This is a genomic window from Actimicrobium antarcticum, assembly GCF_039536745.1.
In the GTDB taxonomy this organism is placed as follows: domain Bacteria; phylum Pseudomonadota; class Gammaproteobacteria; order Burkholderiales; family Burkholderiaceae_D; genus Actimicrobium; species Actimicrobium antarcticum.
On sequence record NZ_BAAAZE010000005.1, the window covers coordinates 246,221 to 269,716 of the forward strand.

The window sequence follows — 23,496 nt, forward strand, 5'->3', positions numbered from 1 at the left end:
ACTCGCATGGTCCGTCCAGCTTATTTTGTGCGCTTTATTTGCTGAGCTTTTCCACTGCTTCCAGCAAGCCTTTGGCTTCCGGGCTGATGCTGGCGTAATCGACCCAGGCGGTTTTTTTGGCCAGATCCAGCCACTGCTTGTACTCCGCCTGCGTCATCTGATGCACATCGACCTTGGCTGCTTTGAATTTGGCGACGACCTCGGCCTTGAGCTTGTCCTGCTCGGCGTTAAAGTTGGCCAGGGTAGCGTCGGCAGCCCGTTCGAATATCTCCTTTTGAGCCGGTGTCAGCGCGTTCCACGCCTTGGTCGACATGACCAGCGGCTGGAACACCACGAAGATCGTGTAGTCGCCGCCCAGCGTCGCATACTTGACTTGCTCGTACAGACGCATGCTCATGAAGGTTTCGTACGAGGTCATCAGTCCATCGAGCACACCGGTCTGCATCGCGTTGTACAGCTCGGTGGACGGCATCGCGAACACTGATGCGCCAGCCTGTTTCAGCATGGTGTCGATGGTACGGTCGGCACCGCGAAATTTCAGGCCCTTGACCGTATCGGGCGTGGTGATCGGACGCACGCGATCGGCAATGCCGCCTTCGGTCCACCACCATGTCAGGATATGAAAGCCCTGTTTTTCAGCGACTGCCTGCAGACGTTTTTCGTAGTCGGTGCCCTTCAAGCGCATCGCATCCTGCACGCTATTGACCGCTCCCGGCAAAATCGTAATGGAAAACTCGGGAGCCTTGCCGACTCCGTAAATCAACGGAAAAATCGACAGGTCGACCGAGCCGCCGGCCAGCGCATCGATCTGCTTGAGTGGATTGCTGATGAGCGAGGCACCCGGGTAAATCCGGAACTTGAAGGAAGGATCGTGCTTGACCACTTCATCGACAAAGTGGCGCGCTCCTTTGTCGCGACCGTCGCCCTGCGGCCATTGATGCGTCAGTTTCAGCGTGTCGGCATGCACGCTGCCCAAGGTCAGGATAGCCGTTGCCAGTAGTACTAGGTTCTTGAATTTCATGTTTGTCTCCGTTCATGTTATTCATATCGCTCGCACGATCGACGGACACTTAATCCGTGGTCGCACTCGCGGCGTTCAAGTGCTTTGAAATACCACTTTATTTATGATCAATTCCCGTATCGCTTCCGGCGAAAGACCGTAAGCCGCCAATACCTCTTCGGTATGCTGACCAAACAAAGGAGGTGCGCTGCGTACCGAACCCTGTGCGGTTGCCGGCATCCTGATCGGCAAGGCGACTTGCTTGAGCATCCCCAGCAACGGATGCTCGACCGTCTCGACCAGATTGCAGGCGATGACCTGTTCGTCGACGAATACATCTTCGAGGGTATTGATCGGTCCGGCAGGGATGCCGGCCTTGATCATCAAGGGCGTCCATTCGCTACGGGTCTTCTTGCCCAGGCTGGTTTCCAGCAATTCTTTCAACGCCAAGCGGTTTTGCATGCGCTCGGCATTGGTCTTGAAGCGCGGATCTGTCGTCAACAACGGCAGTTCCAGCACTTCGCACAGGCGAACCCACATGTCCTGGGTGGCCGGCGCCAGATTGAGCGGGCCATCGGCGGTATCGAAGGTGCCGTACGGTGCGATGACCGGATGCACATTGCCGCAAGGCTGCGGGATGTCGCCGACGCTCAGATAACGCTGGCCCTGGACACTGAGCAAACCAAGCAGGCTGGCCAGCAACGAGGTTTCCACATGCTGACCGAGGCCGCTGCGCTGGCGCTCGATATACGCGGCCAGCACACCCATCGCCACCCACATGCCGGCGGTGAGGTCTCCGATCGCAGTACCGACGCGGGAAGGGCCGGATTCCGGTGTGCCTGTCAGGCTCATGAAACCCGAATAGCCTTGCGCAATCTGGTCAAAACCGGGCCAATCGCGCGCCGGCCCGGTGCTGCCGAAACCGGAGATGGAGCCGTAAATCAGTTCGGGGCGGACGACGCACATTTCTTCGTATCCCAAACCCATCGCCTCCATGGTGCCGACCTTGAAGTTTTCGACCACGATATCCGACTTCAACACCAGCTCTTTAATCAGCGCCAGTCCCTCCGGTTGACGGAAATCGACACCGATACCTTTTTTGTTGCGGTTCGCACTAAGATAATAAACGCTTATGTCGTGATCGAATGGTCCCCACTGACGGATCATGTCGCCGTTCGGCGTTGGCTCCACCTTGATGACTTCGGCTCCCAGATCTGCCAGGATCATGGTGCAAAACGGTCCGGACAATGCGCGGGTCAGGTCGAGTACCTTGATACCGGAAAGGGGTAGTTTCATGTCAGCTTGTCTCCTAGATAAGTCTTTTATGTCTTTTAAAGAATTCTAGGCAGTAATCTAAATAGATTGAAATACTGTTTTCTGACCATTGCATAAGATTATCTTATGGCACAAGCTTGAGACCCATCGGAAGGTGTCCCGTTGCGATAGCCCAGGAGATCCACTTGAACCTGAAACAGCTAAATTATTTCGTCAAGATCGTGGAAGCGCAAAATATGACGCGCGCCGCTGAAGGGCTGCACATTGCGCAGCCGGCCTTAAGCCAGCAGATCACGCTGCTGGAAGATGAGTTGGGAGTAAAGCTTCTGAGCCGCAGCTCGCGCGGCATTCAGACAACGCAACAAGGCGATTTGCTGTATCGGCACGCCAAGACCATCCTGCGCCAGGTCGACAATACGCGCATCCTGCTGTCGAAAAAAGAAGGCGATGTGACAGGCAACGTCTCTGTTGGCATGCCATCCAGTACCGCCAAACTGCTCGCATTGCGTTTGATGCGCCGTGTTAAAGAGCTCTATCCCTCCATCGTTTTGGAGATCGTAGACGTTCCCAGCGCCGATCTGATCTCGCTGGTGAGGCATGGGCGTGTGGATTTTTCGCTGGTGCCAGATCCTCAGAAACCCAAAGATATAAGTTTTTTCCCGTTGTTCCGTGAAGAGCTGTATTTAATGACCTATCCCGGTGTTGTCACCGGCACTCGGGCAGTTTCCTTTAAAAAAATCGCCGAATTTCCTCTGATTTTGCCGAGCGCACCAAATACCTTGCGCTCCAGGCTAGAGCACGCGTTCTTAAAGTCGAATCTCAACTTCAATTTATTTGGCGAAGCCAGCACGTCGGCCATCTTGATCCCAGCGGTCCGTGCCGGATTGGCAGCGACGATTCTGCCTTACTCGGCGGCCCATGAAGAAATTTTGAATCAGCAAATTGAAATGCATTCGATCGGAGCAGGCTTTACGCGGGATGTGTATCTATGTTCTAGCAATACCCTTCCTGTATCTCTGGCAACTACCACCGTCATCATGCTGTGTAAGCAGGTGTTGCAGGAACTCGTCAGTAGCGGCACATGGAAGGGTTGTAAACTTCCGTGGCCCTTGTCAGACGGTCTGTCGCCTGGCACCCGCGATTTTTCTGCAGCAAGACGACGATCCCCAGAAAGGGCAAAAGCGGGTGACGAGATGCCCCCCAGCAACGCGATACGCGGCGCAGAATTATCCGAAGAAGGAGCCACGGGCGGCGCGCCGCGCTGATCCTGTTTTCCCATCACTGTACCGGCAGGTCTTCGATAACGAGCAGCTTGGCGCGGCATCGCATCAAATCCCGTCGTCGCTAAAAAGTAGCACTGGTCAAAACGTTGCTCGTGAGGCGCTTACCAAAAAAGCGTCTCGATGGCACCGCCTCGAATGGGGGTACCGATACGATCGAGCAGCCTTGCCCGGAGGCTATCGGCCACCCGCACTCACTTGAACGCACTCCGTACTCCACATGATGACACTCGGCTGGTAACCAGCGGGTGCTTGCAAAAAAGGAAACCTATCGGTATCGTAGGGTATTGCATAAACGCAACTGATTGCGAATGCATGCAACAGCACTTGTACGAATCCAGCCGGCACTGAAAAGAATCGGATGCAACTGTTCCGGACGGCGCGGCAGTTTTTAAATAAGGAGTTCAGGCCGAACAGGCAAGACGTGCCGGACCCGTTTATCCGAACGTTAGTTATAACAATAATTAAGGGACACGCATGAACATCATTAATACACTGAGTGCCGCGTTTTTCATCGCGGTCGGTGCGGGCAATGTTCTGGCGCATACGCCGGCCGAGGCACCGCACCAAACTTACGCCGAAGGTGACTTCAAGCTTGAAAGCGGCGAAGTGATTCGCGATTTTTCGCTTTCCTATGTCACGCACGGAACGCTTAACGCGGAGAAGTCCAATGCCATTCTTGTGGTGACGGCAATCGGTGGCAACCATCACCGGCTTGACTACCTGATCGGCCCCGGCAAGGCGTTAGATCCGGCAAAGTATTTCATCATCTCGACAGACGCGATCGGCAACGGGCTGACCACCTCGCCCTCCAATAGTCGCCTTCAGCCTCGCATGCAGTTTCCTCGCTTTACGATGCGTGACATGGTGCAATCGCAATACCCTTTGGTGACGCAAAAATTGGGCATTCGGAAGTTGCATGCCGTCGTCGGTGCGTCGATGGGTGGAATGCAGGCATTGCAATGGGCGGTCAGTTACCCGGACGCGATGAAGGCAATTGTCCCGATCGTGCCATTGGGTCGCACGCCTGCCTGGACGACGGCTGTGCTGGAGATGCTCAGGCAGAGCATCATGGCGGATCCAAAATGGCAAGGTGGTAACTACGCAGCAGCGAGTCCACCCGAGCAGGGTATGCGTCTCTGGGCCGGTTGGCTAAGCGGGGTCGTCGTCCGTACGCCGAGCGCGCACAAGAACCAGTTCCCGAACCATGCCGACGTGATTCCGTTCCTCAAGACCGTCGAGGACGGTGGCTGGAAACGGATGGATGCTACCGACTGGGTCTACCAGAGCTGGGCTTACGACATGCATGACGTCGGTACGACACCCGGCGTTTCAGGTGGATACGAAGGCGCACTAAAGGCGATCAAGGTGCCGACGTTGGTCCTGGCAGGAGTCGGCGACCTGCTCAATCCAGAGCCCGAGGCAGTCGAAATTTCCCAGTTAATTCCCGGCGCGAAGTTCTACAGTATCAACCCGCCCAACGTGTTCGGCCATGCTTCAGCGGCAGGAATTACCGCCGGCGAGAATACGGATCAGAACCAGCACATCACCAGTTTTTTGAATGACTTGAAATAAGTTATTGCCGGCGACTCCGCAGGAGAAGGGGTGAATTGATTTCGCTCGACGGGGTAAGGCACCAATCCCGTTGTTTTCCGCTTCGGCCAAACTCGGTCAGGCTAAACGCGCAAGGTCGATTAGTGGCAACCGACCATCCGTGCGTTTTCCATTTGTCGGGTTTGGCGAACGGAGCACCGGATGGCTAAGCTGTGCAAATATTTTTTTATTATCGAACCATTCCCGCCTGCGGCGGCAGCAATTCCTCAAAAAAGCATCCGCGTACTCCGGCGGTGGGCGACACTGCTTTTGCACTGTGTGGGCTGCACTCCAGCGGCGTCAGCGCAGCGTTCGATTGCGACACCACGACATTAGCGCTATAAAAATTTGTTCAATAATAATTATTCAAGGAGACCAGCATGTACTTGCGATTCGTTATGTTGATAACGCTAATCCTGTCGATGGCTGCAGCCATCGCTGCACAGCAACAACGGGACGAATATATTGACGCGGCCGATCCCGGCATCAAGCTGTTTGTTCGTAGCAAGCAACCCGAGACACCGATACGCGCGACAGAGGATAACGTCGTCTTGTTCATTCACGGTGCGACCTACCCATCGACGCCTGACTTCGACCTCCAGTACAAAGATTATTCCTGGGCCGACTGGATGGTCAGCAAGGGCTATATCGTCTACATGTTCGACAAGCGTAACTATGGATTTTCAAGCCGCGAAAACGTCATGGATCAGCCCGCAGCAAACAACCGCCCCGCGACGCGGTCGTATCTTGCAATCCGCGACATCGGTGCGGTCGTTGACCATATTCGCAAGCGGCATAATATTAGCAAGGTCTCGTTGATTGGCTGGTCGTGGGGCGCTACCACAGCCGGTTTTTATACGTCACTGAACTCCGAAAAAGTCAAAAAGCTGGTGATGTACGCCCCAGCTTACGCGTATGCTCAGCACACCAATCTGGGTGCCGGTAGTGGCTCGCAGGACAAGCGCAAGCCGAATGAATTCAATTACGCGATGGGTGCGTATCGCCTCGGCACCAAGTCGGGCAACGATAATCGCTGGGATGGCGAAATACCGGTCGCGGACAAAAGCAGTTTTCGTGAAGAAGGGGTGCGTGATGCATTCGCACTCGAGGCGCTGAAGACCGACCCAACCAGCGAATCGCGCACGCCACCGAGCTTGCGCGCGCCGAACGGCGTGATGGAAGACAGCTTCATGCAGGCCACGGGGAGGCGCATCTGGAATGCCGGATCGATTTATGTCCCGACGCTGGTAATTGCAGGTGAATTTGATACCTGGTCATTCCCCGAAGATCGTGACTTGCTGATGCGCGACCTGACCAACGCACCGGTCAAGAAAAGTGTGCTGATCAAAAACGCAACGCACTTTGTGCTGTTCGAAAAGCCGCGCTTTGAGTTCTTTGAAGCGATTTCGGATTTCATCAAGACGCCCTGAACCTGTTCAGTCGCCGTGGCCGCATCGACTGTGATGCGGCCCGACAACCGGAGGCCGGCGTGAATCACGCGGAGAGGTTACGAACTCTGAAAGTCGACCGGCACTAGTGAGTCGAACGTAGGCTGTCATCCAGACGTGTTTTCAATTGCAGCTAATGTGAGCACGACGCCATGAAACGCGAGCTGCCCCCGGCGATGGCATGCTCGTTCGCACTTAGCATGAGCACGGGCTGTTGTCATTGGCCTTTAATTTGCGCCGAAAACTGCGTCGAATGCGAGCACGACCGTTTTCAAATGCGAGCCGCTACCCCTACGGAATCAGAAGAGCGCGCAAGCCCGGCTTCATGCTGGCTGATTGTGCTGTTTGCCGTTCGCGGTATCTGACGGCAGTGTCGACGCGGGCGGATGATGCGGCGTGCTACTACTGCAAATTACTGGTGAGATTTGGCATCAAGAACCGGATCGGAAAGCGTTTCCGGGATTGCTCACGCTTGCCGCAGAGCTCAGTGATCGCAAGTCAACTGGCGGCGATTTTTTCGTAGAGTCTGTAACTATTCCTCCTTGCTGTTTCATCAGCAGGGAAGTGGCCGCGAGGTATCGGTGCCTGGACTTTTCGTTCAGGCTTGTACGGCTTGCTGGTCAATTATCTGGCCGGTATCGATATCATTGAGCCTTTCGCGTGTCATGCGAATGCGCCGATAACCGGCGCAACGGGGGAAAGCCCTTCGGATGACCGCGGTCCTCGCCACATCAGGATTTCCGATTGCCAAACGTAATCGGTACGTCTGATGAGGCGATCAGCTCCAGCACGATATTGCGGGTCCGTTCTTCGGCATAGTCATTGCGCAGGACCGCAGCCTCAATGGCCGCAGCGGGGGTGCCGCTGATGATCGCATTGAGCTGATTAATGTGCAGGTCACAAATTTTTGCCAGGCTAGGGTAGCGATCCTGATGAAAATATAGAAAACGCCGGGCCAGCGTCTGCAGCATTGCATAAAATTCGGCTGCATAGCTATTGCGGGCTGCGTTACCCAGTGCTTTCGTCAGGTTGAAATGCACTCGCAAGTAAGCCCGCATGTCTTTCTGAATTTTCAATCGCTCCAGTTCGATAATGAGTTTACTCATTTCGGCGCGCTCTGCTTCGGTAGCAAAGAGTGTCGACTGGGTCACGATCAACCGCTCTATCTCGCGGCGACTCTGGATGATCTTCAGCTGGCCCGGATAATCAATTTCGGAAATGAAAATACCATGCCGCGGCGCAATATTGACCAGTCGTTGAAAGGCCAGTTTTTGCAATGCATCGCGAATGGGGGAGCGGCCAATCGCATAACGTTCGCTCAAGACATTCTCTGACCATTGGCTACCTGGAGGCAACTCCCCGGTGACAATCATCTCTTCAAGCAGAACGTACGCTTTTTCTGTCTGGCTGACGGCCTCGCGCTCGAAGAGGTTGACTGCCGGCTTGCCTTGGGTATCCTCAGAGTGAGGCAATATTTTTTTGGAGTTCACGTTTAAGTACTTTTCCGGTTCCGTTTTTAGGTAATTCCTGCACGAAGATATAACGTTTCGGACGCTTGAAGCGAGCGATGGTCGCAATGCACAGGGCATCGAGTTCTTGCTCCGAGGCGACTATCCCTTTGCAGCAGACCACGAAGGCAACGACCGACTCGCCCCATTTCGGATCGGGAATGCCGACCACGGAGACTTCCTCGACTGCTTCATGCGTCAATAACGCTTCTTCGACTTCTCGCGGATAGATATTCGAGCCACCGCTGATAATGACGTCTTTGGACCTGTCTTTGAGTTGCAACAGGCCCCGCGCATCCAGTAATCCGATATCGCCGGTACGCAACGCGCCATCGACGATGGTCTGGCCGGTTGCGTCGGCATTATTCCAGTATCCGCCCATGACCGTCGGGCCCCGCACGATCACTTCGCCCGGCGTACCCGCCGGGACAGGCTGGTTGTCGCTATCAACAATCATCACGTGCATCGCGGTCTGGACAAAACCGACCGAGGCCAGCATCGCCGTGTCGTTGTCAGCCACCGCGCGTGCCACCTGGTTTGCCTGCAACGCAGAGATCGTCATCGGCGATTCGCCCTGACCGTACATTTGCAGAATGCGCGGTCCGAAGCATTGAACCGCACTTTTTATATCTTCGATATAAAAAGGCGCACCGCCGACCAACAGCGCACGCAAGCCGGTCGATGTCGGCGTGTATTGCCGCGCATGATGCACCAGCCGTTGCACGATGGTCGGCGACGCAAAGACACTGACATTGTCGTAATGTGCGATCAGGGCGAACAACTCCGCCTCGTCGAGTCCGCCGGACTCCGGCAGCAGTTGCATCGCACCCTTGATGAAATACGGAATACTGTACAAACCGCTGCCGTGGGACATCGGCGCCACATGCATCAGCACGTCGTCGCTATCGACCGATTGTACGTCGGAGTAAAAATGCATGGCGGCACTGACGAGGTTGGCGTGCGACAGCATCACGCCTTTCGGGCGGCCGGTCGTGCCGCTGGTATAGAACAACCAGGCAAGGTCGCGGTCGTCATCCGTACCTATGGCGAGTGCGGGATTCCGGAGTGCCTCGTGATACTGGTCCGACGCAATATCGACAAGATGCAAGTTTGTAATGGCGGACGCGACGTGTTGCAGCGATTCATACGTTGCGCCCTGCGAGACGCAAACCCGTGCGCCGGAGTCGCGCAACATGTAATCAATTTCATTCGGATGCAGCTTGCTATTGACCGGCACCACGCACAAGCCGGCATGCCAGCTGGCGAGCATCAAGGCCATGTATTCGGGGCAATTTTTCATCACCAGCATGACGCGGTCACCAGGGTCAAGTGCCAGATCGTGACGCAGCCAATGTGCCAGCGCCCGCACCTGCTGATGGAGCTGTCGATAACTTGTGCTGGAAGCAGTGCCATGCGCCAGTGCCGGACGGTCCGGGTACAGTTGCACGCTGCGTTCGAAAAGGTGGCTGAGGTTCATGAAGGGCTCCCGATAGTTGTTTTGAAACTGGCATCTGTGCCGCGCAATGCGGCACCATCGATGCCGCCGTCCTTCCTATAGCTTGCCCAGGATGATGATGGAGGTGGATGCCTCCTCAACGCCACGAAAACCGCCGCCATTTTCTGCAATCGCAAAACGGGCATGGTCGACTTGACGGGAACCCGCCTCGCCGCGCAACTGCGTGACCATTTCAAAGACTTGTGCCAGGCCGGTCGCGCCGATCGGATGGCCGCGCGACAACAGGCCACCGGAAACATTGATCGGGATTTTTCCACCCAGTGATGTCGCACCGGATTCGGCCATCGGGCCGCCTTCGCCAAAGTCGCAAAAACCGAGCGCCTCGGTCTGCTGGATTTCTGCAAACGCCGTCGCATCGTGGACTTCGGCCAGCGACATGTCGGCCGGACCGACGCCGGCGATCTCGTATGCCTGCAACGCCGCCAGATGGCATAGATGCTGGTCGTACTGATTTGCCTTGCGATCCGTAGCGCTGCGCAGGACGCTGGCACACAGCGCGACCGCACGGTTCTGCTGCAGTTTTTTCAGCCCCGCTTCGTTACAAATGATGGCGGCTGCAGCACCATCGCTAATGGGCGCGCACATCGGCAGGGTCAGCGGCCACGATACCGGCCGTGCTGCCAGCACTTCGTCGATGGTCAGCGGATACTGAAATTGCGCCAGCGGGTTGCGTGTCGAGTGCACATGGTTTTTTGCCGCGACAGCAGCCAGTTGCCGCTGTGTCGTGCCAAACGTTTTCATGTGCAGGCGCGCAAGGCTGGCGTAGATATCCATGAAAACGCTGCGCTTGCCTGGGTCGACGAAGCCTGGTGGGGGCGTTACGTCTGCCGCGAGATGCATCAGCACTTGCATCTGCTCGCTGGCCTGATGCACATCCCAGGCACCATCGAAAACAGCGAAGCTTTTTTCCTTGTCACTTGAAAAAAGCTTGTCGACACCGACGGCCAGGCAAATGTCACCGGCGCCAGACGCAACAAACATTTGCGCGGCATTGAGCGCCGTGCTGGAACTGGCACACGCGTTCTCGACATTGACCACCGGGATGCCGGTAATGCCCATCGCACCGAGCGCGATCTGGCCGGCGACCATGAATTGCCCTTCAATTGCGCCTTGTCCTGCCGTGGCGAAATAGGCGCCCTGAAGCATGTTCGCATCACAACCAGCGTCTTTGAGGGCACCGTTGACTGCCTCACGGACCAGTTCCTTGACGCTGGTATCGAGCTGTTTGGAAAAACGGGTGATGCCAACACCTACGATATATGTACGGCTAATGGCCATGCGAGACTCCTGTCGTGATAATGGATTCAACAATGTCGCGTTGCGCTTCGAGCTGCGCGGTGGTGCCCGACCAGGCGACCGTGCCGTGGTCCAGCACATACTGACGATGGGCCAGACGCATCGATACCCGCAGGTTCTGTTCGACCAGGACAATGCCGGTACCTTGCTTGTGCACGAGGCCAAAGACCTCGATGAGATGGTTGACGATCAGCGGCGCCAGGCCTTCGGTCGGTTCGTCGAGCAGCAATATTTTAGGATTGCCTAGCAAGGCACGTCCGATGGACAGCATTTGCTGTTCGCCGCCCGACAACTGGTCGCCGCCGAACGCGATGCGCTCCTGCAATCGCGGAAAAATTTCCAGCACCCGCTTGATGGTCCAGTAACCTGGTTTGTGCGCCAGGGTTCCCATGCGAAGATTTTCCATGACGGACAAGTTTGGAAAAATGCGGCGGCTGTCAGGTACCAGGGCAACCCCGAGTCGGCTGATATGCTCGACCGACTTGTGCGAGATATCCTGTTGATTGAACAGGCGGCGGCCCTGCTGCAGCGGTAGCACGGCTATCATCGCTTTCAACGTCGTCGATTTGCCCGCGCCGTTGCGACCGATGATGGCAATGATTTCGCCTTGTGCCGCTTCAATTGTCACGTCACTCAGGACACGTGCCGCGCCGTAGTGAACGACACTATTTTCCAGTGCAATCATGATGATTCATCCTCTCCGAGGTAAACCGACCGTACCGTCGGATCGGCTTTGACTTGGTCTGGCGTCCCTTGCGCGATGATGCTGCCGTTACTCATGACCACGATTCGGTTTGACAGGGACATGATGACGTCCATGTTGTGCTCGATCAGCAGCACGGTACGACCGGCGGATGCCGTCTGGATCAGTCTTGTCGCCCCGTCGATTTCATGATGGCCGATCCCGGCCATCGGCTCGTCGAGCAGAAGGATGCGCGGACCCGGCAACAAGGTCACGCCGAGTTCCAGTGCCCGCTGCAGGCCATAGGACATGGTGCCGGCGATGTTGTCGCGGTACGCTGTCAAGCCGGTCAGTTCCAGCATGGCGTCAATGTCGGTCGCAAGCTGGCTGTCGTAACGCGGCGAAATCCAGAATGGGACGAAGCGCGAATGCTTGATTTGTGCTGCAATGCGCAGATTCTCCAGCACGCTCAACGCCGGATAAATTTGCGTTATCTGGAAACTGCGGCCTATCCCCTTCGTCGCACGCTGATAGGGCGCCAGGGACGACATGTCCTGCCCCTCACACAGCACCGACCCCTTGTGCTTCAATAGTCGACCTGCGAGTACGTTGAGCAATGTTGTTTTGCCGGCACCATTCGGGCCGATCAGTCCGTACACCAGACCCCGCGCAAAATCGTAACTGACGTCGTCGATCGCCCGCAGCGCACCAAATTCGACACTAACGTTGAGGCACTGCAATGCGATCGCGGTCATGGTTTTCTCCCGCGTGCGCGGACGCGCCCCGCATAGGCCTGAATTTCTCCTAACACCCCCTTGGGAAAATAGAGCGTCGCGAGGATGAAGAGGATGCCGAGTATCCCGTACCAGTAGGGAGTCCAGCCACTCAGCCACTCCTTGAGACTTTCGAACAAGATGACACCCGCAACCGGTCCCCACAACGTACCTGCGCCTCCCAGCAAGGTCATGATGATGACGTCACCTGAGGTGCTCCAGTGCAGCATCTGTGGGTTGACATACATCAGCAACGACGCCAGCAGGGCCCCGGCCAGTCCACTGATGGCGCCCGAGAGCAGAAAGGTAATTTGCTTGATGCGATGCGTGTTGTAGCCCAGTTGCTGAGTGCGGAGTTCGTTTTGCTGGATCGCCATGACCACGCGGCCAAATGGAGATGTACGAATGATGGCAATGACAACCATCACCATCGCAAAAATTGTCGCTACGTACCAATAGAAATTAACGGAATTAAAAAAGTCAATGCCGAAGGTCTCCGGCCGCGCCACGCCGGGCAAGCCATCGGCTCCCCCTGTCCAGTCGCGCAGCTTGCTGTCGGCAAGAATGTAGAGCAGTTGCGACAACGCCAGTGTCACCAGAGAGAAAAATATACCGGCTACGCGCAGCGCAAAAAAACTGTATATCCAGGCGCACGTTGCAGCGGCAACGATCGCCAGCGCGACGCCGGCTTCGAACGGCAAACCGAAACGCTGCGTGACGATGGCGACAGCGTACCCACCGATGCCCAGGAAGCTGGCATGCCCGAACGACACCATCCCCAACGATCCAAAGACAAAATCGAAGCCCACCGCAAAGATCGACCAGATCATGATCAAGGTCGCCAGATTCAGATAGAAATCATTTTGTGTAGCAAGCGGCAGCACCAGCACCAGTGGTGTCATCAACAAGCCAATCACTATGTCAAAGCGTGACAGGTTCATGCTGACCTCACTTGTCTGGAGAAGAGTCCTTGTGGACGGGTCAGGAGTGTCACGATCAAGAGCGCAAACGTCAGGACGTCTACCCAGCTCGGCATGAAGGTATATCCGACTGCGCGCACCATGCCGATCAACAAGGCAGCAGCGACCACGCCGCGAATATTGCCCAACCCGCCAAGAATGATGACGACAAAACAGTCGATGATCGTGGTCGTGGCCATGCCCAGTTCAATCGGGAACAGGGGCGTCGAGATTGCACCGGCCAACCCCGCCAGGGCAGCACCAAAGCCGAATACCGAAGTACGAATCCTTGATGCAGGCAAGCCGAGTAGTTGCACCATTTCCCCATCGCTGCTGGCGGCACGGACCAGCATGCCGAAGGTGCTGCGCTCCAGTACAAGAAACAGTCCCAGCGACACCGTCGCGCCAAAACCAATAATGAAGAGCCGGTAGATCGGAATCGTGCTGTCGAACATATCAACGGTGCCGGAAAGCATTTCTGGCATCGTGACCTCCTTGTAACCCAGGCCCCAGAATATTTTGACGGCTTCGGTGATGACCAGAATAAAACCGAAGGTCAGAATCAGCTGATAAAAATGTGGACGGTTGTAAAGAGGACGCAGGGTAAAGCGTTCCATGGCCATGCCAACCAGGCCGACGGTCGCCGTAGCGACGAGGACACCGAGCGTGAATGAACCGGACCGGTGACTGACGTCAAAGCAAAGGTAGGCGCCAAGCATGTATAACGCACCATGGGCAAAATTAATGACGCCCAGCATGCCGAAAATAAGTGTCAGTCCGGACGCCAGGAGAAACAGCAGCATGCCGAGACTGAGTCCGATAATAATCGTTGACATAGGTACTCTCGTGAGAAATGAAGCGCTACCAAATAGGGCGTGGGTAGCCTGTGCGAACTGCGGAGAGGCCAGTATTTGCAACGGGCAGCCGGTAAAATGGGCAACCGGCCATGGCTGGTAATCCAGTTACCAGCCCTGGCCGGTTGCAATATTCATTCGCCGGATTGCTCAGCGCACATCGGCTTTATTACTTGCATTCTTCGAAAACTTCATTGGGCGGATACACCTTGACGATCTTCATGACATAGGCGGGATAGGGCGGTTTTCCTGCAACAACTTCACCCCACAATCCGTCCTGCCTGGCTTGGTGGTCGCACGCCCTCATTTCCTTGAGGCCTTCCACCGAGTTGGGACGGACACTGCTGGCAAAGGCATCGATCCATTTTTCTTTGTCCCATGAACCGGTTTTTTCGACCGTATCGAGCCACCACGACATGCCGTCAAATGCTTCACCGGCAGCACTGGACGGGAACTCGTTGTATTTCTTGCGGAAGGCTTCCACGAATTTCTTGTTGGCGGCGTTGTCGGTGGAGTAGTGGTAGCGCACCCCGGAATTGACACCAATCGAACTTGGCCCGACACCAGCGGCCATCGTTTCATCGGCAATGACCGGACCAAATATCTTGCGCGTTTCACCGAGGTTCACCTGGCCGGCCTGCTTGACCATCGTGATGGAATCCGAACCGGTCATGAACAAGGCGACACCATCTGCGTTTGAACGGGCAATTTTGTCGACAATCGACGAGAAATCACGATTTCCGAATGGCGGGAAGTCCGCGCCAACGATTTCAATACCGGCTTTTTCCGCTTCCTTGCGATACCACTCCCAGCTGTCACGAGTGGCCTGGTAATCCGCCGTCACGCCATAGACGCGCTTGATTTTTTGTTCCTTGCTGTAGGCAAGCGCCATGCGTTGCTCCATGCCCAGCGTATTGGAAGTTCGGAAGGTATAGCGGGAACCACCGGGCAGCGTGATTTTGTCGTCCGCCGACATGGTCACCAGGTGCGGAATCTTGCGCTGTTTGGCGATGCTCATTATCGCAATCGAGGAAGACGAACTGACCGCGCCGAAAATCATTTGTGCGCCCTCCGAAATCAGGCGCGTCGTTTTCTGGACGGCGGGTTGGGGCTTCGTCTCGTCGTCTTCCCAGCTCACCTGAATTGGCTTGCCGAGCACCTTGCCTCCGCGCTGCTCGATCGCGACTTCAACCCCTTTGCGCATGTCATCGCCAAACACACCGTAGGTACCAGACAGGGAAACGACGCCGCCGATCTTGAAGACGTCCGGGTCGGCGCTATGGGCAAGGCTGGTAAAGGCGAATGCGGCGATCAGTCCAACACCTAGTTTCAGGCCGTGAACTCGCGAGTGAATACGAAATTTCATCTTGTCTCCTCAGGTTAGAAAATTCTTCAATGACATTTCAAATGTTCTAGCTGATATATTACGAATATGCAATTAAGATACTATCAGCGTGAATATTTAATGCAAGCGAGAATGATTCATGATCGGTAAATGCTGCGTCGCGATGAGATCATTGAAAATGACTTAGAAAAAATTGAGGAAGGAAAAGGAAACGAGCGCTGTAGAGGAGTATTTACGGTGTAAAGCAGGCATAAATTATGACAAATACTGCCGGTGAGAAATATTCGGTTGGCAGAATATATTTTTTATATTGCGCTGCACTAAATTGTTCCTGTATTTGATACAGCACAGCCTGCCGGTCGCGGGTGCCACCGTGAGTCTGGGATAAATACTTTTTTCTCGCCGTTCTTCGTTAGGTCGACGCTTTGCTGCGAGCATGGCAGCGTTAGCCGCTGCCGCTAACTGCGCGCAAAGATCCGCTCAGGTGCGCCCGGTCATCCAGCGTCTCGCCGGCTGTTCGACCAGCCGATGCAGCGCCAGTGCCAGCAACAAGATGCCGCCTCCATAGGCGAAAAAGGTTGACCAGTCACCATGCAGTCCGTGCTGTTGCGCCACCCTAAGCACAATTTGATGTACTAGATACAGCGCAAAGCTGAGCTCGCCGAGCAGCACCAGCCAGCGCTGCGACAAGGCGTGCGAAAGCGCGCCGCGCTGGTGGGCAAATACGATCACCAGCAGCATCACGAATGGAGTCAGGCCAACGTGATTGGCCCACTCATCGATGAGCATTGCGGCAAATGGATTTAGCTGTCCGAGCAAGGCCGATTCATTGGCGACGGCGGTCAGCGCAACGTGCGTGGCGCCGGCGGCGAGCATGACTTCGTGCACGACTGGCGCAAAACTGATGAGGACATAGCGGTAGCCCAGCAGCAGTAATGCAACGCTGGCCAGTTCCAGCACGGTCCAGCGCAGTCGTGACGCGCCGTACTCGTGCCGGCTGTGGATGAAGACCAGGCTAACCACCATCCCGCACAGGAATTCTGCAAATCGTGCCAGCGGATTTGTGTAGAGCAGGCCGGTCGATGACATGTGATCGTGCGCAATTTGCCACGACGGCAAGCCGAGCTTCCAACTCGCCAGCCCTAGCAGCAGTACAGTCGTCAGCGCCAGCAACACAGCCAGCAGCAAGGTGCGATTGCGCCAGCGCAGGGCGAATCGGATCACTAACGGAAACAGCAGGTAAAAAAACAACTCGGTCGAAATGGTCCAGGACACATAGTTGTAGGAAAAGAAATACCGATCGAATGGAATCCACGCGTGCAGCAGCAATGCATTCGCTGTCAGCACGCGGACATTGAATGGCTCGGGCACCGCCACCAGCAGTAGCGTCAGCAACAGGCAGGTCAGATGCAGTGGCCAGATCCGCGCCAGTCGAGCTCGGTAGAATCTGCGCCATTGTCCCGGTAGTGCCAGTTGATCGTGGTAGACCCAGGTCAGAATGAAACCTGACAGTACAAAGAAAAACGACACGCCCACATCGAGGGGGCCCAGCGCCGCCACTGGCCAAAACACCCCGTTACAATGGTGTACAACGATCGCCAGCGCGGCAAAGAACCGCAATGAGGTCAACGCAGCCAGCGGTTGTTTTTTCGGGATGGACATGTCACTAATTCAGTTGCTAAACAGGGAATGTCGGCTCAGGCATCGTACGCGAGTATTGCCGCTGTCGCGTTGTTGCCGAGGACTGTCCCTCGTCGCACTAATGGCGTGCGCAGCGGGTCAGGCGTCAGGCGCCGATGACCTCGTCTGGACTACCGCGCAGCGCCGCGTCAGCATCGGTCACGCCCGCGCAATGAATCTGACTTGCAGCGGCAGCGGCAGGCCGACCGTGATTTTTGACAGCGGCATGGCCGATTGGGGCTTTACCTGGGCACTTGTGCAACCGCGCATCGCCACCACCACGCGCGCCTGCACCTACGATCGCGCCGGGCTGGGTTACAGCGATGCAAGCCACCGGACGGGCGACAGCACGAATATGGTCGATGATCTGCATCGACTGTTGCAACAGGCGGCCATCCCCCCGCCCTACGTCCTGGTCGGGCATTCGCTGGGCGGATTGAACGTGCGTTTGTTCGCCGATCGCTATCGCACTGAAGTCAGCGGCATGGTCCTGGTCGACGCCTCCCATGAAGACGGCATGGCGCGGATCGACCGCCACCCCGATGGCCACGAAACCGACCGCTACCGCGCCAACCTGCAGCGCTGGTCGTACTGCATTGCACATCCTGCCGCAGCCGATTTTGCGACTCGCTGCATCGAGCCTGCCGACCCGCGTTACAGCGCGCAGCTTAATGCTGAACGGGCACGCCTGCAGGCGCTGCCGCGTTATCAGCAAGCCCAGTACAGCGAAACAAAACACTATCTTGACGGCAGCAGCTTCGCCGCGGTCCGCGCCGCACGGCGCTACTACGGCGACATGCCATTGGAGGTCCTCACCGCTGGCCAGACTATTGCTTCAGTCGGCCCGGAGTGGCTGCGCCTGCAGCGCGAGCTGGCGGCCTTGTCAAGGCGTGGCGTACAGATCACGGTCGCCGGAGCGGGTCACTATATACAACTGGATCGGCCAGCCACCGTCAGCGCGTCAATCGAGCGCGTGGTTGCTGCCGCCAGAAGCGAAATGGCGCACTAAAAAGCATCATGAGGAAAAACATGCCGAATCGCGCTGCTCAATCCTGATTCGGCGGCAACTGGCACTCACCATCAAAGTCCGACTTTCTTCTGATGATGCACGGCGAGGATTTTGATGGCATTGGCATCGAGGCGGTAGCGCGCGACATGGAGATTGTCGCCAAAGTCGATCACCCACGCGCGAAATGCACCGCACCGGATTTTATAGCGGCACCGATATTTGAGAGAACTGTGCCATTAACGAGAAACTGCGCAAGCTTTCGCCAGAAGTCGGGGAAGGTGCAGTACGCCTTGTGCGCGAGCGGCATAGTGAACACCCGTCGATCTGGACGGCAATCGAAACGATTACACCGATCATTCGCTGCGTAGTGCAGATGCTTTGGAAATGGACCAAGCGTGATGGAGTCGACCGTTGCATCCGTGACGGGCTCAGCACCGACGAACGGGCGGTCAGCGGCAAGCCGCTGCGCGGTATGAGTATGACCGCCCACTTGATCGTCATGATCAAGGAAGGCCAGATCTATGTTGGTGCGAAATAACGCGGGCGTACTGTGTTTGAATGGACGGATGGACGAACCGGAGCATATTCGTGCACCCGTTCATTGATAGCGCCAACCTGACCACGATCGGCACCGGCCACCTTGGTTGCGATTGGATCGGATACTGGATCAGGGCGAGGCAGCGTGCCGACACTTTGGCACCGTAGCCGATCTGGCCGGGCATGAAGTCGAGCGTGGCCGGCGTCTCGATCAGGATTGAGGAGCAACGCATCCTGAATGTACTGGCAGCGTACCGCGATGCGCAGACGCTGGATGTCTACCAACTGCACCTGACCAGAAAAACCATCTTCCTGGATTGTCCGGCATCATGTTGCTTCAGCCAACGGCGCAATCCAGTCTCGCCGATGTCGGTAATATCACTGACCTGCTTGACGCTCAACCCTTGCTCACGAGCCATCCGTACGACTTCAAGCTTGAGGGTGGTATCAAACTTCCTGCGCTGCTTTTTTTCGTGAAATTCTGCTTTTAGTGGATGATCCACTTATCGAGATGTCCGATTTTATTCGGTCATTACATCGGCACGCGCGGGTGATGCGACGGAAATTCGGGGCCTATCTGAAAGACATGCTGGCAGTAAAATGGCGGCGCGCGCAGGCAGGCCATCCGGTTGTCTGCGCATTACCATTTGCAGACCAAGGGGACATCCATTACTACGACCACGCAAGACACGCACGTTCTCATTGTGGGCGGCGGACTGGCCGGACTGGCCGCCGCTCTTGAGTTGGAGCAGGCGGGGATTCCTTATCTGTTGCTGGAGGCGCAAGCACGGTTCGGCGGCCGCATTCTTTCGCAGCCGGTTGCCGCAGATGCGGGATTTGGCGTCGATTTGGGACCGACATGGTTCTGGCCGCACCAGCAGCGCATGCAACGGTTGTGTTCCCAGCTGGGACTTAGGATTTTTACGCAGCATATCGCCGGAGACGTGCTGTACCAGCAGAGCGGCGGACGGCCAGTGCAACGCAACGGCGCCGGGCAAGGCATGCTGTCGTACCGGGTCGAAGGTGGCACGCAATCGTTGATCGCGGCGCTCGTGGCGCGGCTCGATCCGGCTCGCTTGCATCACGGTTGTGCGATCGTGCGCATCACGCACGGAAATGAGGGGTGGTGTGTGACCGCAGGTGCGACAACGCACGAAACGCCCGCCGCTGCAGATGCGCCGCAGCTGGTCCGGGCGCGGCATCTGGTGCTGGCTGCGCCACCTCGCAAATTAATGCAAATCGCCGGGCTGTCGCAGTGCCTGCCGACGGGCCTGCCCGCTGCGCTGACTGCGACGCCAACCTGGATGGCGGCGCAGGCCAAGTTCGTGGCGGTCTATCCGACACCGTTCTGGCGGCAGGACGGCTTGTCAGGGCAGGCATTTAGCCGCGTTGGCCCGATGGTGGAAATCCATGATGCATCCGCCACTGCCGACAGCGGCTTCGCACTGTTCGGGTTTATTGGCGTGCCAGCTGGCGTACGTATCCGGCATACAGCCGGGGTGCTGCATGAGGCTTGTTTGAACCAGCTGGTCAGCGTGTTCGGTGCACGCGCAGCTACACCTGACGTGTCCTACCTGAAGGACTGGGCCCGGGAAGCATGGATCGTCAGTGACAACGATGTCGACGAGTCGCCGATGCATCCTGAGCTCGACCTGTCGGCGTGGTTACCACAGTTGCACCGCATGAAAATGCATTTCGTCGGAAGTGAAATCGCAGCAGAAGAAGGTGGCTATCTCGAAGGTGCACTGGGGTCGGTCGAGTCCTTCAAGCGGACCTCCGAGCTGTTTGCCTAATGCAAACAGCTCGAACAAAATGCCGGTCAGGTTCTCAGGGCACGGTTGCCAAGTGCTGACGCGTGCTCATGTACGTGGACAGCGTAGGTACACACCATATGGCAAAAAAGGTAGGAGTCAATGCCACTTGGGCAGTGCCTCATTTGTGACGCGTTATTGTTGGAAAAGCCTTCGGGTACAGCGTTTGCTGTTGAAAATCCAAAGTCGCCTGCCTTGCTTATTCGGCGAACGGAGATTCGCCTGTAGCGTTTTGTGCCAATTCATTCGTATCTGATTCGCGCAGAAAAGTGCGTCTCTGACGGGCTGTCGCATCGGTTGATCAGTCTCCGCCCGGTCAACGACCGCTCGTGAAAGTGATATGTGCTGTGATTTCCCGTGTCGCACCCAGGCAGATGCGGCACGGGCAAAAAATTCACTGCATTTCAGTGACAAAGGCATCGTGTGAACGGCGAATTTTTTTCAGGTTAACGAGCCAGTCCTTATCCTCTTCACGGTAGCCCAGAGGCAAGAGGATGACGCTGCGCAGGCCTAGCGTTTTCAATCCCAGAATCTCGTCGACTGCCTCGGGACTGAAGCCCTCCATCGGCGTACTGTCGACCTCTTCGTACGCAGCGGCGATCAGTGCTGAACCAAGACCGATATAGGCTTGTCTCGCTGCATGCTGATAATTGACTTCTGCGTCACGTTGCGGATACGTGTTCAGCAGCGACTGCCGATAGTTTTCCCATCCTTCGTTCTTCAAGTTGCGCACTTCATTGGTCAGGTCAAACATCATGTTGATGCGCTCTGCCGTGTAGTTATCCCATGCCGCAAACACCAACAGATGAGAACCATCGGCGACCTGCCCCTGGTTCCAGGCGACAGCCTTGATTTTCTCAAGCAATTCCGGATTCGTGACAACGAAAACTTGATACGGCTGCAGACCGCTTGAGCTTGCTGTGAGGCGTATTGCTTCAAGAATGCGATTTATTTTTTCCGGCGGGACGACTTTTGCTGGATTAAGTTTTTTTGCGGCGTAACGCCACTGAAGCTTTTGAATCAAATCGGACATGTCTTACTTTCTGCTTATTGCGGATCAAATGAATCGGAAGCGAACACGATGGTGCTGCTCGTGACAGTGTAGCTGCGATACGCTGCACGGGTCAGGAGCACACAGTCTGTGCGCGCTGTCGTCAATACGCGTCCAGCAATTTCTGCTGGCAAGGACGTCGTGGTGACCGTGAACGAGCGTCACGGCCACCACGACTTGCCGCCCGGTCTTGCCGATCTACATCTTGCCTTTCCATGGCGTCAGCGCCGTTTCTGCGCGGCGCATCAGCAGGTCGAACAGATAGGCCAGTATGCCGATCAGGATGATGCCCATGATGACGATGTCGGTGCGCAGGAAGTTCGACGCATTGAGCACCATCTGGCCCACGCCTTTGGTCGCTGCGACCATCTCGGCGGCGACCAGCGTGGTCCAGCCAAAGCCAATGGCAATACGCATGCCGGTAAGGATTTCAGGCAACGACGCCGGCAGCACCACCAGCCGCACGACCTGCCAACGGCTCGCGCCCAGCGAAAAGGCGGCGTTGATTTGTTCGGCAGGTACCGAGCGCACGCCGGCTTTGGCCGCCATCGCGAGTGGGGCGAGGCAGGCCAGGAAAATCAGCGCAATCTTGGCGCTTTCATCAATGCCTAGCCAGATCACGATCAGCGGCAGGTAAGCCAGCGGTGGCAACGGGCGATAAAACTCGATCAGCGGATCTGCAATCCCGCGGACCAGCCTTGATGTCCCCATTGCGATGCCCAGCGGCACGCCAATGACTACGGCCAGCACAAAGGCCACCAGCACCCGCGTGACGCTGGTGAGTATGTGTTCGTACAACGCGATATCGCCCTGGGTCTCGCCCTGCATGGCCGCGACAAAGGCCTGGATGGTTTTCTCTGGCGAGGGCAGGAAGAGCGGCTTGATCCAGCCGAAATGCGTCGCCGCCCACCACAGTGCGCACAGGCAGATCGCCGCGCACAGGCTGATGCGCCACGTGTCGCCGGAGCCCAGTGCGCGATAGTGCGCAATGCGCCGCGGCACGGCAGGCACAGTCCGGCTTGCCACCGGGATGGCCGGTCCAACAGCCAGCGGCGTCTTGGTGTCCAGGTCGATCGTAGTCATTGCACCACCTCTGCAGAAACGTCATGAACCAGTGACAGTACTTTTTCGCGCGCGGCAATGAAGTCCGGGCTGGCCTTGATGGCGCGGGCATCGCCCGATTCGGCGTAGCGCCTTGAAAACGGCAGCGCAATGTCATGCACCACGCGTCCCGGTTGCGGCGCCATGACAACCAGCCGCGTTGCAAGAAACAGCGCTTCCTCGACATCATGGGTAATGAAAAAGAACATCCGCTGCGAGCCGTGCCACAACTGCAGCAGCAGCTCCTGGATGGATTCCCGCGTGAAGGCATCGAGTGCGCCCAGCGGTTCGTCGAGCAGCATCACCTCCGGCGAGGAGGCAATCGCCCGCGCCACGCCCACCCGTTGCTGCATGCCGCCGGAGAGTTGATAAACCGGTTCGTGCGCGACTTTCGACAGGCCGACCTGGCGCAATTTTTCCATCGCAATGGCGCGACGTTCATGCAGCGGCATGCCTTGCAGCCGCAGTCCAAATTCGACGTTTTCCACCACGCTCATCCATGGCATCAGCGCATGCTTCTGGAAGACGACACCGCGATCCTTGCCTGGGCCCTCGATTACCGCGCCATTCAAGAAAATCTGCCCGATAGATGGTTCAATAAAACCGGCAATGGCATTGAGCAGCGTGGTCTTGCCGCAGCCTGACGCGCCGAGCGCCACCACGAATTCGCCAGGTGCGATCGATAACGAGACATCCTGCAGCGCCATGGTCGTGGTTGCGCCTTTCCTGCTGCTTTGGTACTGGACCGACACGTTGCGTATTTCGAGCATGCTGACTC

21 protein-coding genes are annotated in these 23,496 nt (G+C 56.6%); 6 read left to right on the top strand and 15 right to left on the bottom strand.

Features of this window, described 5'->3' with window-relative positions; translation table 11 throughout:
- Nucleotides 1–34: 34 nt before the first annotated feature.
- Together dctP and ABD720_RS03990 are read right to left on the bottom strand one after the other, a co-directional pair.
- A complete protein-coding gene (gene dctP / locus ABD720_RS03985) occupies nt 35–1,021 on the bottom strand; it encodes a TRAP transporter substrate-binding protein DctP (RefSeq protein ID WP_344761935.1) in 987 nt (328 codons plus the stop codon).
- Between the two features lie 75 nt (nt 1,022–1,096).
- On the bottom strand, nt 1,097–2,296 hold the full coding sequence (locus ABD720_RS03990) for a CaiB/BaiF CoA transferase family protein (RefSeq protein ID WP_344761936.1): 1,200 nt from the start codon (nt 2,294–2,296) through the stop codon (nt 1,097–1,099).
- A gap of 164 nt (nt 2,297–2,460) precedes the next feature.
- Between ABD720_RS03990 and ABD720_RS03995 the strand changes: the two genes are divergently transcribed.
- The 3 genes from ABD720_RS03995 (at nt 2,461) to ABD720_RS04005 (ending at nt 6,578) form a co-directional block, all read left to right on the top strand.
- Nucleotides 2,461–3,540 (top strand): LysR substrate-binding domain-containing protein, encoded by a 1,080-nt coding sequence (locus ABD720_RS03995; RefSeq protein ID WP_344761937.1) that lies wholly within the window; start codon nt 2,461–2,463, stop codon nt 3,538–3,540.
- A 492-nt stretch (nt 3,541–4,032) separates the two neighbouring features.
- A complete protein-coding gene (locus tag ABD720_RS04000; protein WP_344761938.1) occupies nt 4,033–5,130 on the top strand; it encodes an alpha/beta fold hydrolase in 1,098 nt (365 codons plus the stop codon).
- A gap of 398 nt (nt 5,131–5,528) precedes the next feature.
- On the top strand, nt 5,529–6,578 hold the full coding sequence (locus ABD720_RS04005) for an alpha/beta hydrolase (RefSeq protein WP_344761940.1): 1,050 nt from the start codon (nt 5,529–5,531) through the stop codon (nt 6,576–6,578).
- Nucleotides 6,579–7,327: 749 nt separating this feature from the next.
- Here ABD720_RS04005 and ABD720_RS04010 read toward each other — a convergent pair.
- From ABD720_RS04010 to ABD720_RS04050, 9 genes are all read right to left on the bottom strand, one after another.
- Nucleotides 7,328–8,086 carry a GntR family transcriptional regulator gene (locus tag ABD720_RS04010; RefSeq protein ID WP_344761941.1) on the bottom strand — a complete coding sequence of 253 codons (759 nt, stop codon included), beginning with the start codon at nt 8,084–8,086 and terminating at the stop codon, nt 7,328–7,330.
- On the bottom strand, nt 8,055–9,581 hold the full coding sequence (locus ABD720_RS04015; protein ID WP_344761942.1) for an AMP-binding protein: 1,527 nt from the start codon (nt 9,579–9,581) through the stop codon (nt 8,055–8,057). The genes ABD720_RS04010 and ABD720_RS04015 overlap by 32 nt, the downstream gene beginning before the upstream one ends.
- A gap of 75 nt (nt 9,582–9,656) precedes the next feature.
- Entirely contained in the window at nt 9,657–10,892 is a 1,236-nt protein-coding gene (locus ABD720_RS04020) for a thiolase family protein (RefSeq protein WP_344762319.1), read from the bottom strand.
- Nucleotides 10,888–11,601, bottom strand: a complete 714-nt coding sequence (locus ABD720_RS04025) for an ABC transporter ATP-binding protein (RefSeq protein WP_344761943.1) — start codon at nt 11,599–11,601, stop codon at nt 10,888–10,890. The genes ABD720_RS04020 and ABD720_RS04025 overlap by 5 nt, the downstream gene beginning before the upstream one ends.
- Nucleotides 11,598–12,353 carry an ABC transporter ATP-binding protein gene (locus ABD720_RS04030; RefSeq protein ID WP_344761944.1) on the bottom strand — a complete coding sequence of 252 codons (756 nt, stop codon included), beginning with the start codon at nt 12,351–12,353 and terminating at the stop codon, nt 11,598–11,600. The genes ABD720_RS04025 and ABD720_RS04030 overlap by 4 nt, the downstream gene beginning before the upstream one ends.
- Nucleotides 12,350–13,312: a branched-chain amino acid ABC transporter permease gene (locus ABD720_RS04035; protein ID WP_344761945.1), complete on the bottom strand. Its 963-nt coding sequence runs from the start codon at nt 13,310–13,312 to the stop codon at nt 12,350–12,352. Before ABD720_RS04035 ends, ABD720_RS04030 begins: the two co-directional genes overlap by 4 nt.
- The gene (locus ABD720_RS04040; protein ID WP_344761946.1) at nt 13,309–14,166 is read right to left on the bottom strand and encodes a branched-chain amino acid ABC transporter permease; all 858 of its coding nucleotides are present in this window, start codon (nt 14,164–14,166) and stop codon (nt 13,309–13,311) included. The genes ABD720_RS04035 and ABD720_RS04040 overlap by 4 nt, the downstream gene beginning before the upstream one ends.
- A gap of 187 nt (nt 14,167–14,353) precedes the next feature.
- A complete protein-coding gene (locus ABD720_RS04045) occupies nt 14,354–15,550 on the bottom strand; it encodes an ABC transporter substrate-binding protein (protein WP_344761947.1) in 1,197 nt (398 codons plus the stop codon).
- A 459-nt stretch (nt 15,551–16,009) separates the two neighbouring features.
- Nucleotides 16,010–17,191: an acyltransferase family protein gene (locus ABD720_RS04050; RefSeq protein ID WP_344761948.1), complete on the bottom strand. Its 1,182-nt coding sequence runs from the start codon at nt 17,189–17,191 to the stop codon at nt 16,010–16,012.
- Nucleotides 17,192–17,381: 190 nt separating this feature from the next.
- Here ABD720_RS04050 and ABD720_RS04055 point away from each other — a divergent pair, with 190 nt between their 5' ends.
- A complete protein-coding gene (locus tag ABD720_RS04055) occupies nt 17,382–18,218 on the top strand; it encodes an alpha/beta fold hydrolase (RefSeq protein WP_344761949.1) in 837 nt (278 codons plus the stop codon).
- A 373-nt stretch (nt 18,219–18,591) separates the two neighbouring features.
- The gene (locus ABD720_RS04060; RefSeq protein ID WP_344761950.1) at nt 18,592–18,756 is read left to right on the top strand and encodes a hypothetical protein; all 165 of its coding nucleotides are present in this window, start codon (nt 18,592–18,594) and stop codon (nt 18,754–18,756) included.
- A gap of 277 nt (nt 18,757–19,033) precedes the next feature.
- Here ABD720_RS04060 and ABD720_RS04065 read toward each other — a convergent pair whose 3' ends face one another.
- A complete protein-coding gene (locus ABD720_RS04065) occupies nt 19,034–19,258 on the bottom strand; it encodes a transposase (RefSeq protein ID WP_344761952.1) in 225 nt (74 codons plus the stop codon).
- Between the two features lie 126 nt (nt 19,259–19,384).
- Between ABD720_RS04065 and ABD720_RS04070 the strand changes: the two genes are divergently transcribed.
- Nucleotides 19,385–20,548, top strand: coding sequence for a flavin monoamine oxidase family protein (locus tag ABD720_RS04070; protein ID WP_344761953.1), 1,164 nt, complete (start codon nt 19,385–19,387; stop codon nt 20,546–20,548).
- A gap of 412 nt (nt 20,549–20,960) precedes the next feature.
- Here the strand turns inward: ABD720_RS04070 and ABD720_RS04075 are convergent, their stop codons facing one another.
- The 3 genes from ABD720_RS04075 to ABD720_RS04085 all read right to left on the bottom strand — a co-directional run bounded on the left by ABD720_RS04075 (nt 20,961) and on the right by ABD720_RS04085 (nt 23,488).
- Entirely contained in the window at nt 20,961–21,599 is a 639-nt protein-coding gene (locus ABD720_RS04075) for an NAD(P)H-dependent oxidoreductase (protein WP_344761954.1), read from the bottom strand.
- A gap of 216 nt (nt 21,600–21,815) precedes the next feature.
- Nucleotides 21,816–22,700: an ABC transporter permease subunit gene (locus ABD720_RS04080; RefSeq protein WP_344761955.1), complete on the bottom strand. Its 885-nt coding sequence runs from the start codon at nt 22,698–22,700 to the stop codon at nt 21,816–21,818.
- A complete protein-coding gene (locus ABD720_RS04085; RefSeq protein WP_344761956.1) occupies nt 22,697–23,488 on the bottom strand; it encodes a taurine ABC transporter ATP-binding protein in 792 nt (263 codons plus the stop codon). The genes ABD720_RS04080 and ABD720_RS04085 overlap by 4 nt, the downstream gene beginning before the upstream one ends.
- Nucleotides 23,489–23,496 lie beyond the last annotated feature (8 nt).

Excerpts from the sequence above, each read along its gene's own strand:
- dctP (WP_344761935.1), bottom strand. The coding sequence starts at position 1,021 with ATGAAATTCAAGAACCTAGTACTACTGGCAACGGCTATCCTGACCTTG.
- ABD720_RS03990 (WP_344761936.1), bottom strand. The coding sequence starts at position 2,296 with ATGAAACTACCCCTTTCCGGTATCAAGGTACTCGACCTGACCCGCGCA.
- ABD720_RS04000 (WP_344761938.1), top strand. The coding sequence starts at position 4,033 with ATGAACATCATTAATACACTGAGTGCCGCGTTTTTCATCGCGGTCGGT.
- ABD720_RS04005 (WP_344761940.1), top strand. The coding sequence starts at position 5,529 with ATGTACTTGCGATTCGTTATGTTGATAACGCTAATCCTGTCGATGGCT.
- ABD720_RS04015 (WP_344761942.1), bottom strand. The coding sequence starts at position 9,581 with ATGAACCTCAGCCACCTTTTCGAACGCAGCGTGCAACTGTACCCGGAC.
- ABD720_RS04025 (WP_344761943.1), bottom strand. The coding sequence starts at position 11,601 with ATGATTGCACTGGAAAATAGTGTCGTTCACTACGGCGCGGCACGTGTC.
- ABD720_RS04030 (WP_344761944.1), bottom strand. The coding sequence starts at position 12,353 with ATGACCGCGATCGCATTGCAGTGCCTCAACGTTAGTGTCGAATTTGGT.
- ABD720_RS04035 (WP_344761945.1), bottom strand. The coding sequence starts at position 13,312 with ATGAACCTGTCACGCTTTGACATAGTGATTGGCTTGTTGATGACACCA.
- ABD720_RS04040 (WP_344761946.1), bottom strand. The coding sequence starts at position 14,166 with ATGTCAACGATTATTATCGGACTCAGTCTCGGCATGCTGCTGTTTCTC.
- ABD720_RS04045 (WP_344761947.1), bottom strand. The coding sequence starts at position 15,550 with ATGAAATTTCGTATTCACTCGCGAGTTCACGGCCTGAAACTAGGTGTT.
- ABD720_RS04050 (WP_344761948.1), bottom strand. The coding sequence starts at position 17,191 with ATGTCCATCCCGAAAAAACAACCGCTGGCTGCGTTGACCTCATTGCGG.
- ABD720_RS04055 (WP_344761949.1), top strand. The coding sequence starts at position 17,382 with ATGAATCTGACTTGCAGCGGCAGCGGCAGGCCGACCGTGATTTTTGAC.
- ABD720_RS04060 (WP_344761950.1), top strand. The coding sequence starts at position 18,592 with ATGCTTTGGAAATGGACCAAGCGTGATGGAGTCGACCGTTGCATCCGT.
- ABD720_RS04075 (WP_344761954.1), bottom strand. The coding sequence starts at position 21,599 with ATGTCCGATTTGATTCAAAAGCTTCAGTGGCGTTACGCCGCAAAAAAA.
- ABD720_RS04080 (WP_344761955.1), bottom strand. The coding sequence starts at position 22,700 with ATGACTACGATCGACCTGGACACCAAGACGCCGCTGGCTGTTGGACCG.
- ABD720_RS04085 (WP_344761956.1), bottom strand. The coding sequence starts at position 23,488 with ATGCTCGAAATACGCAACGTGTCGGTCCAGTACCAAAGCAGCAGGAAA.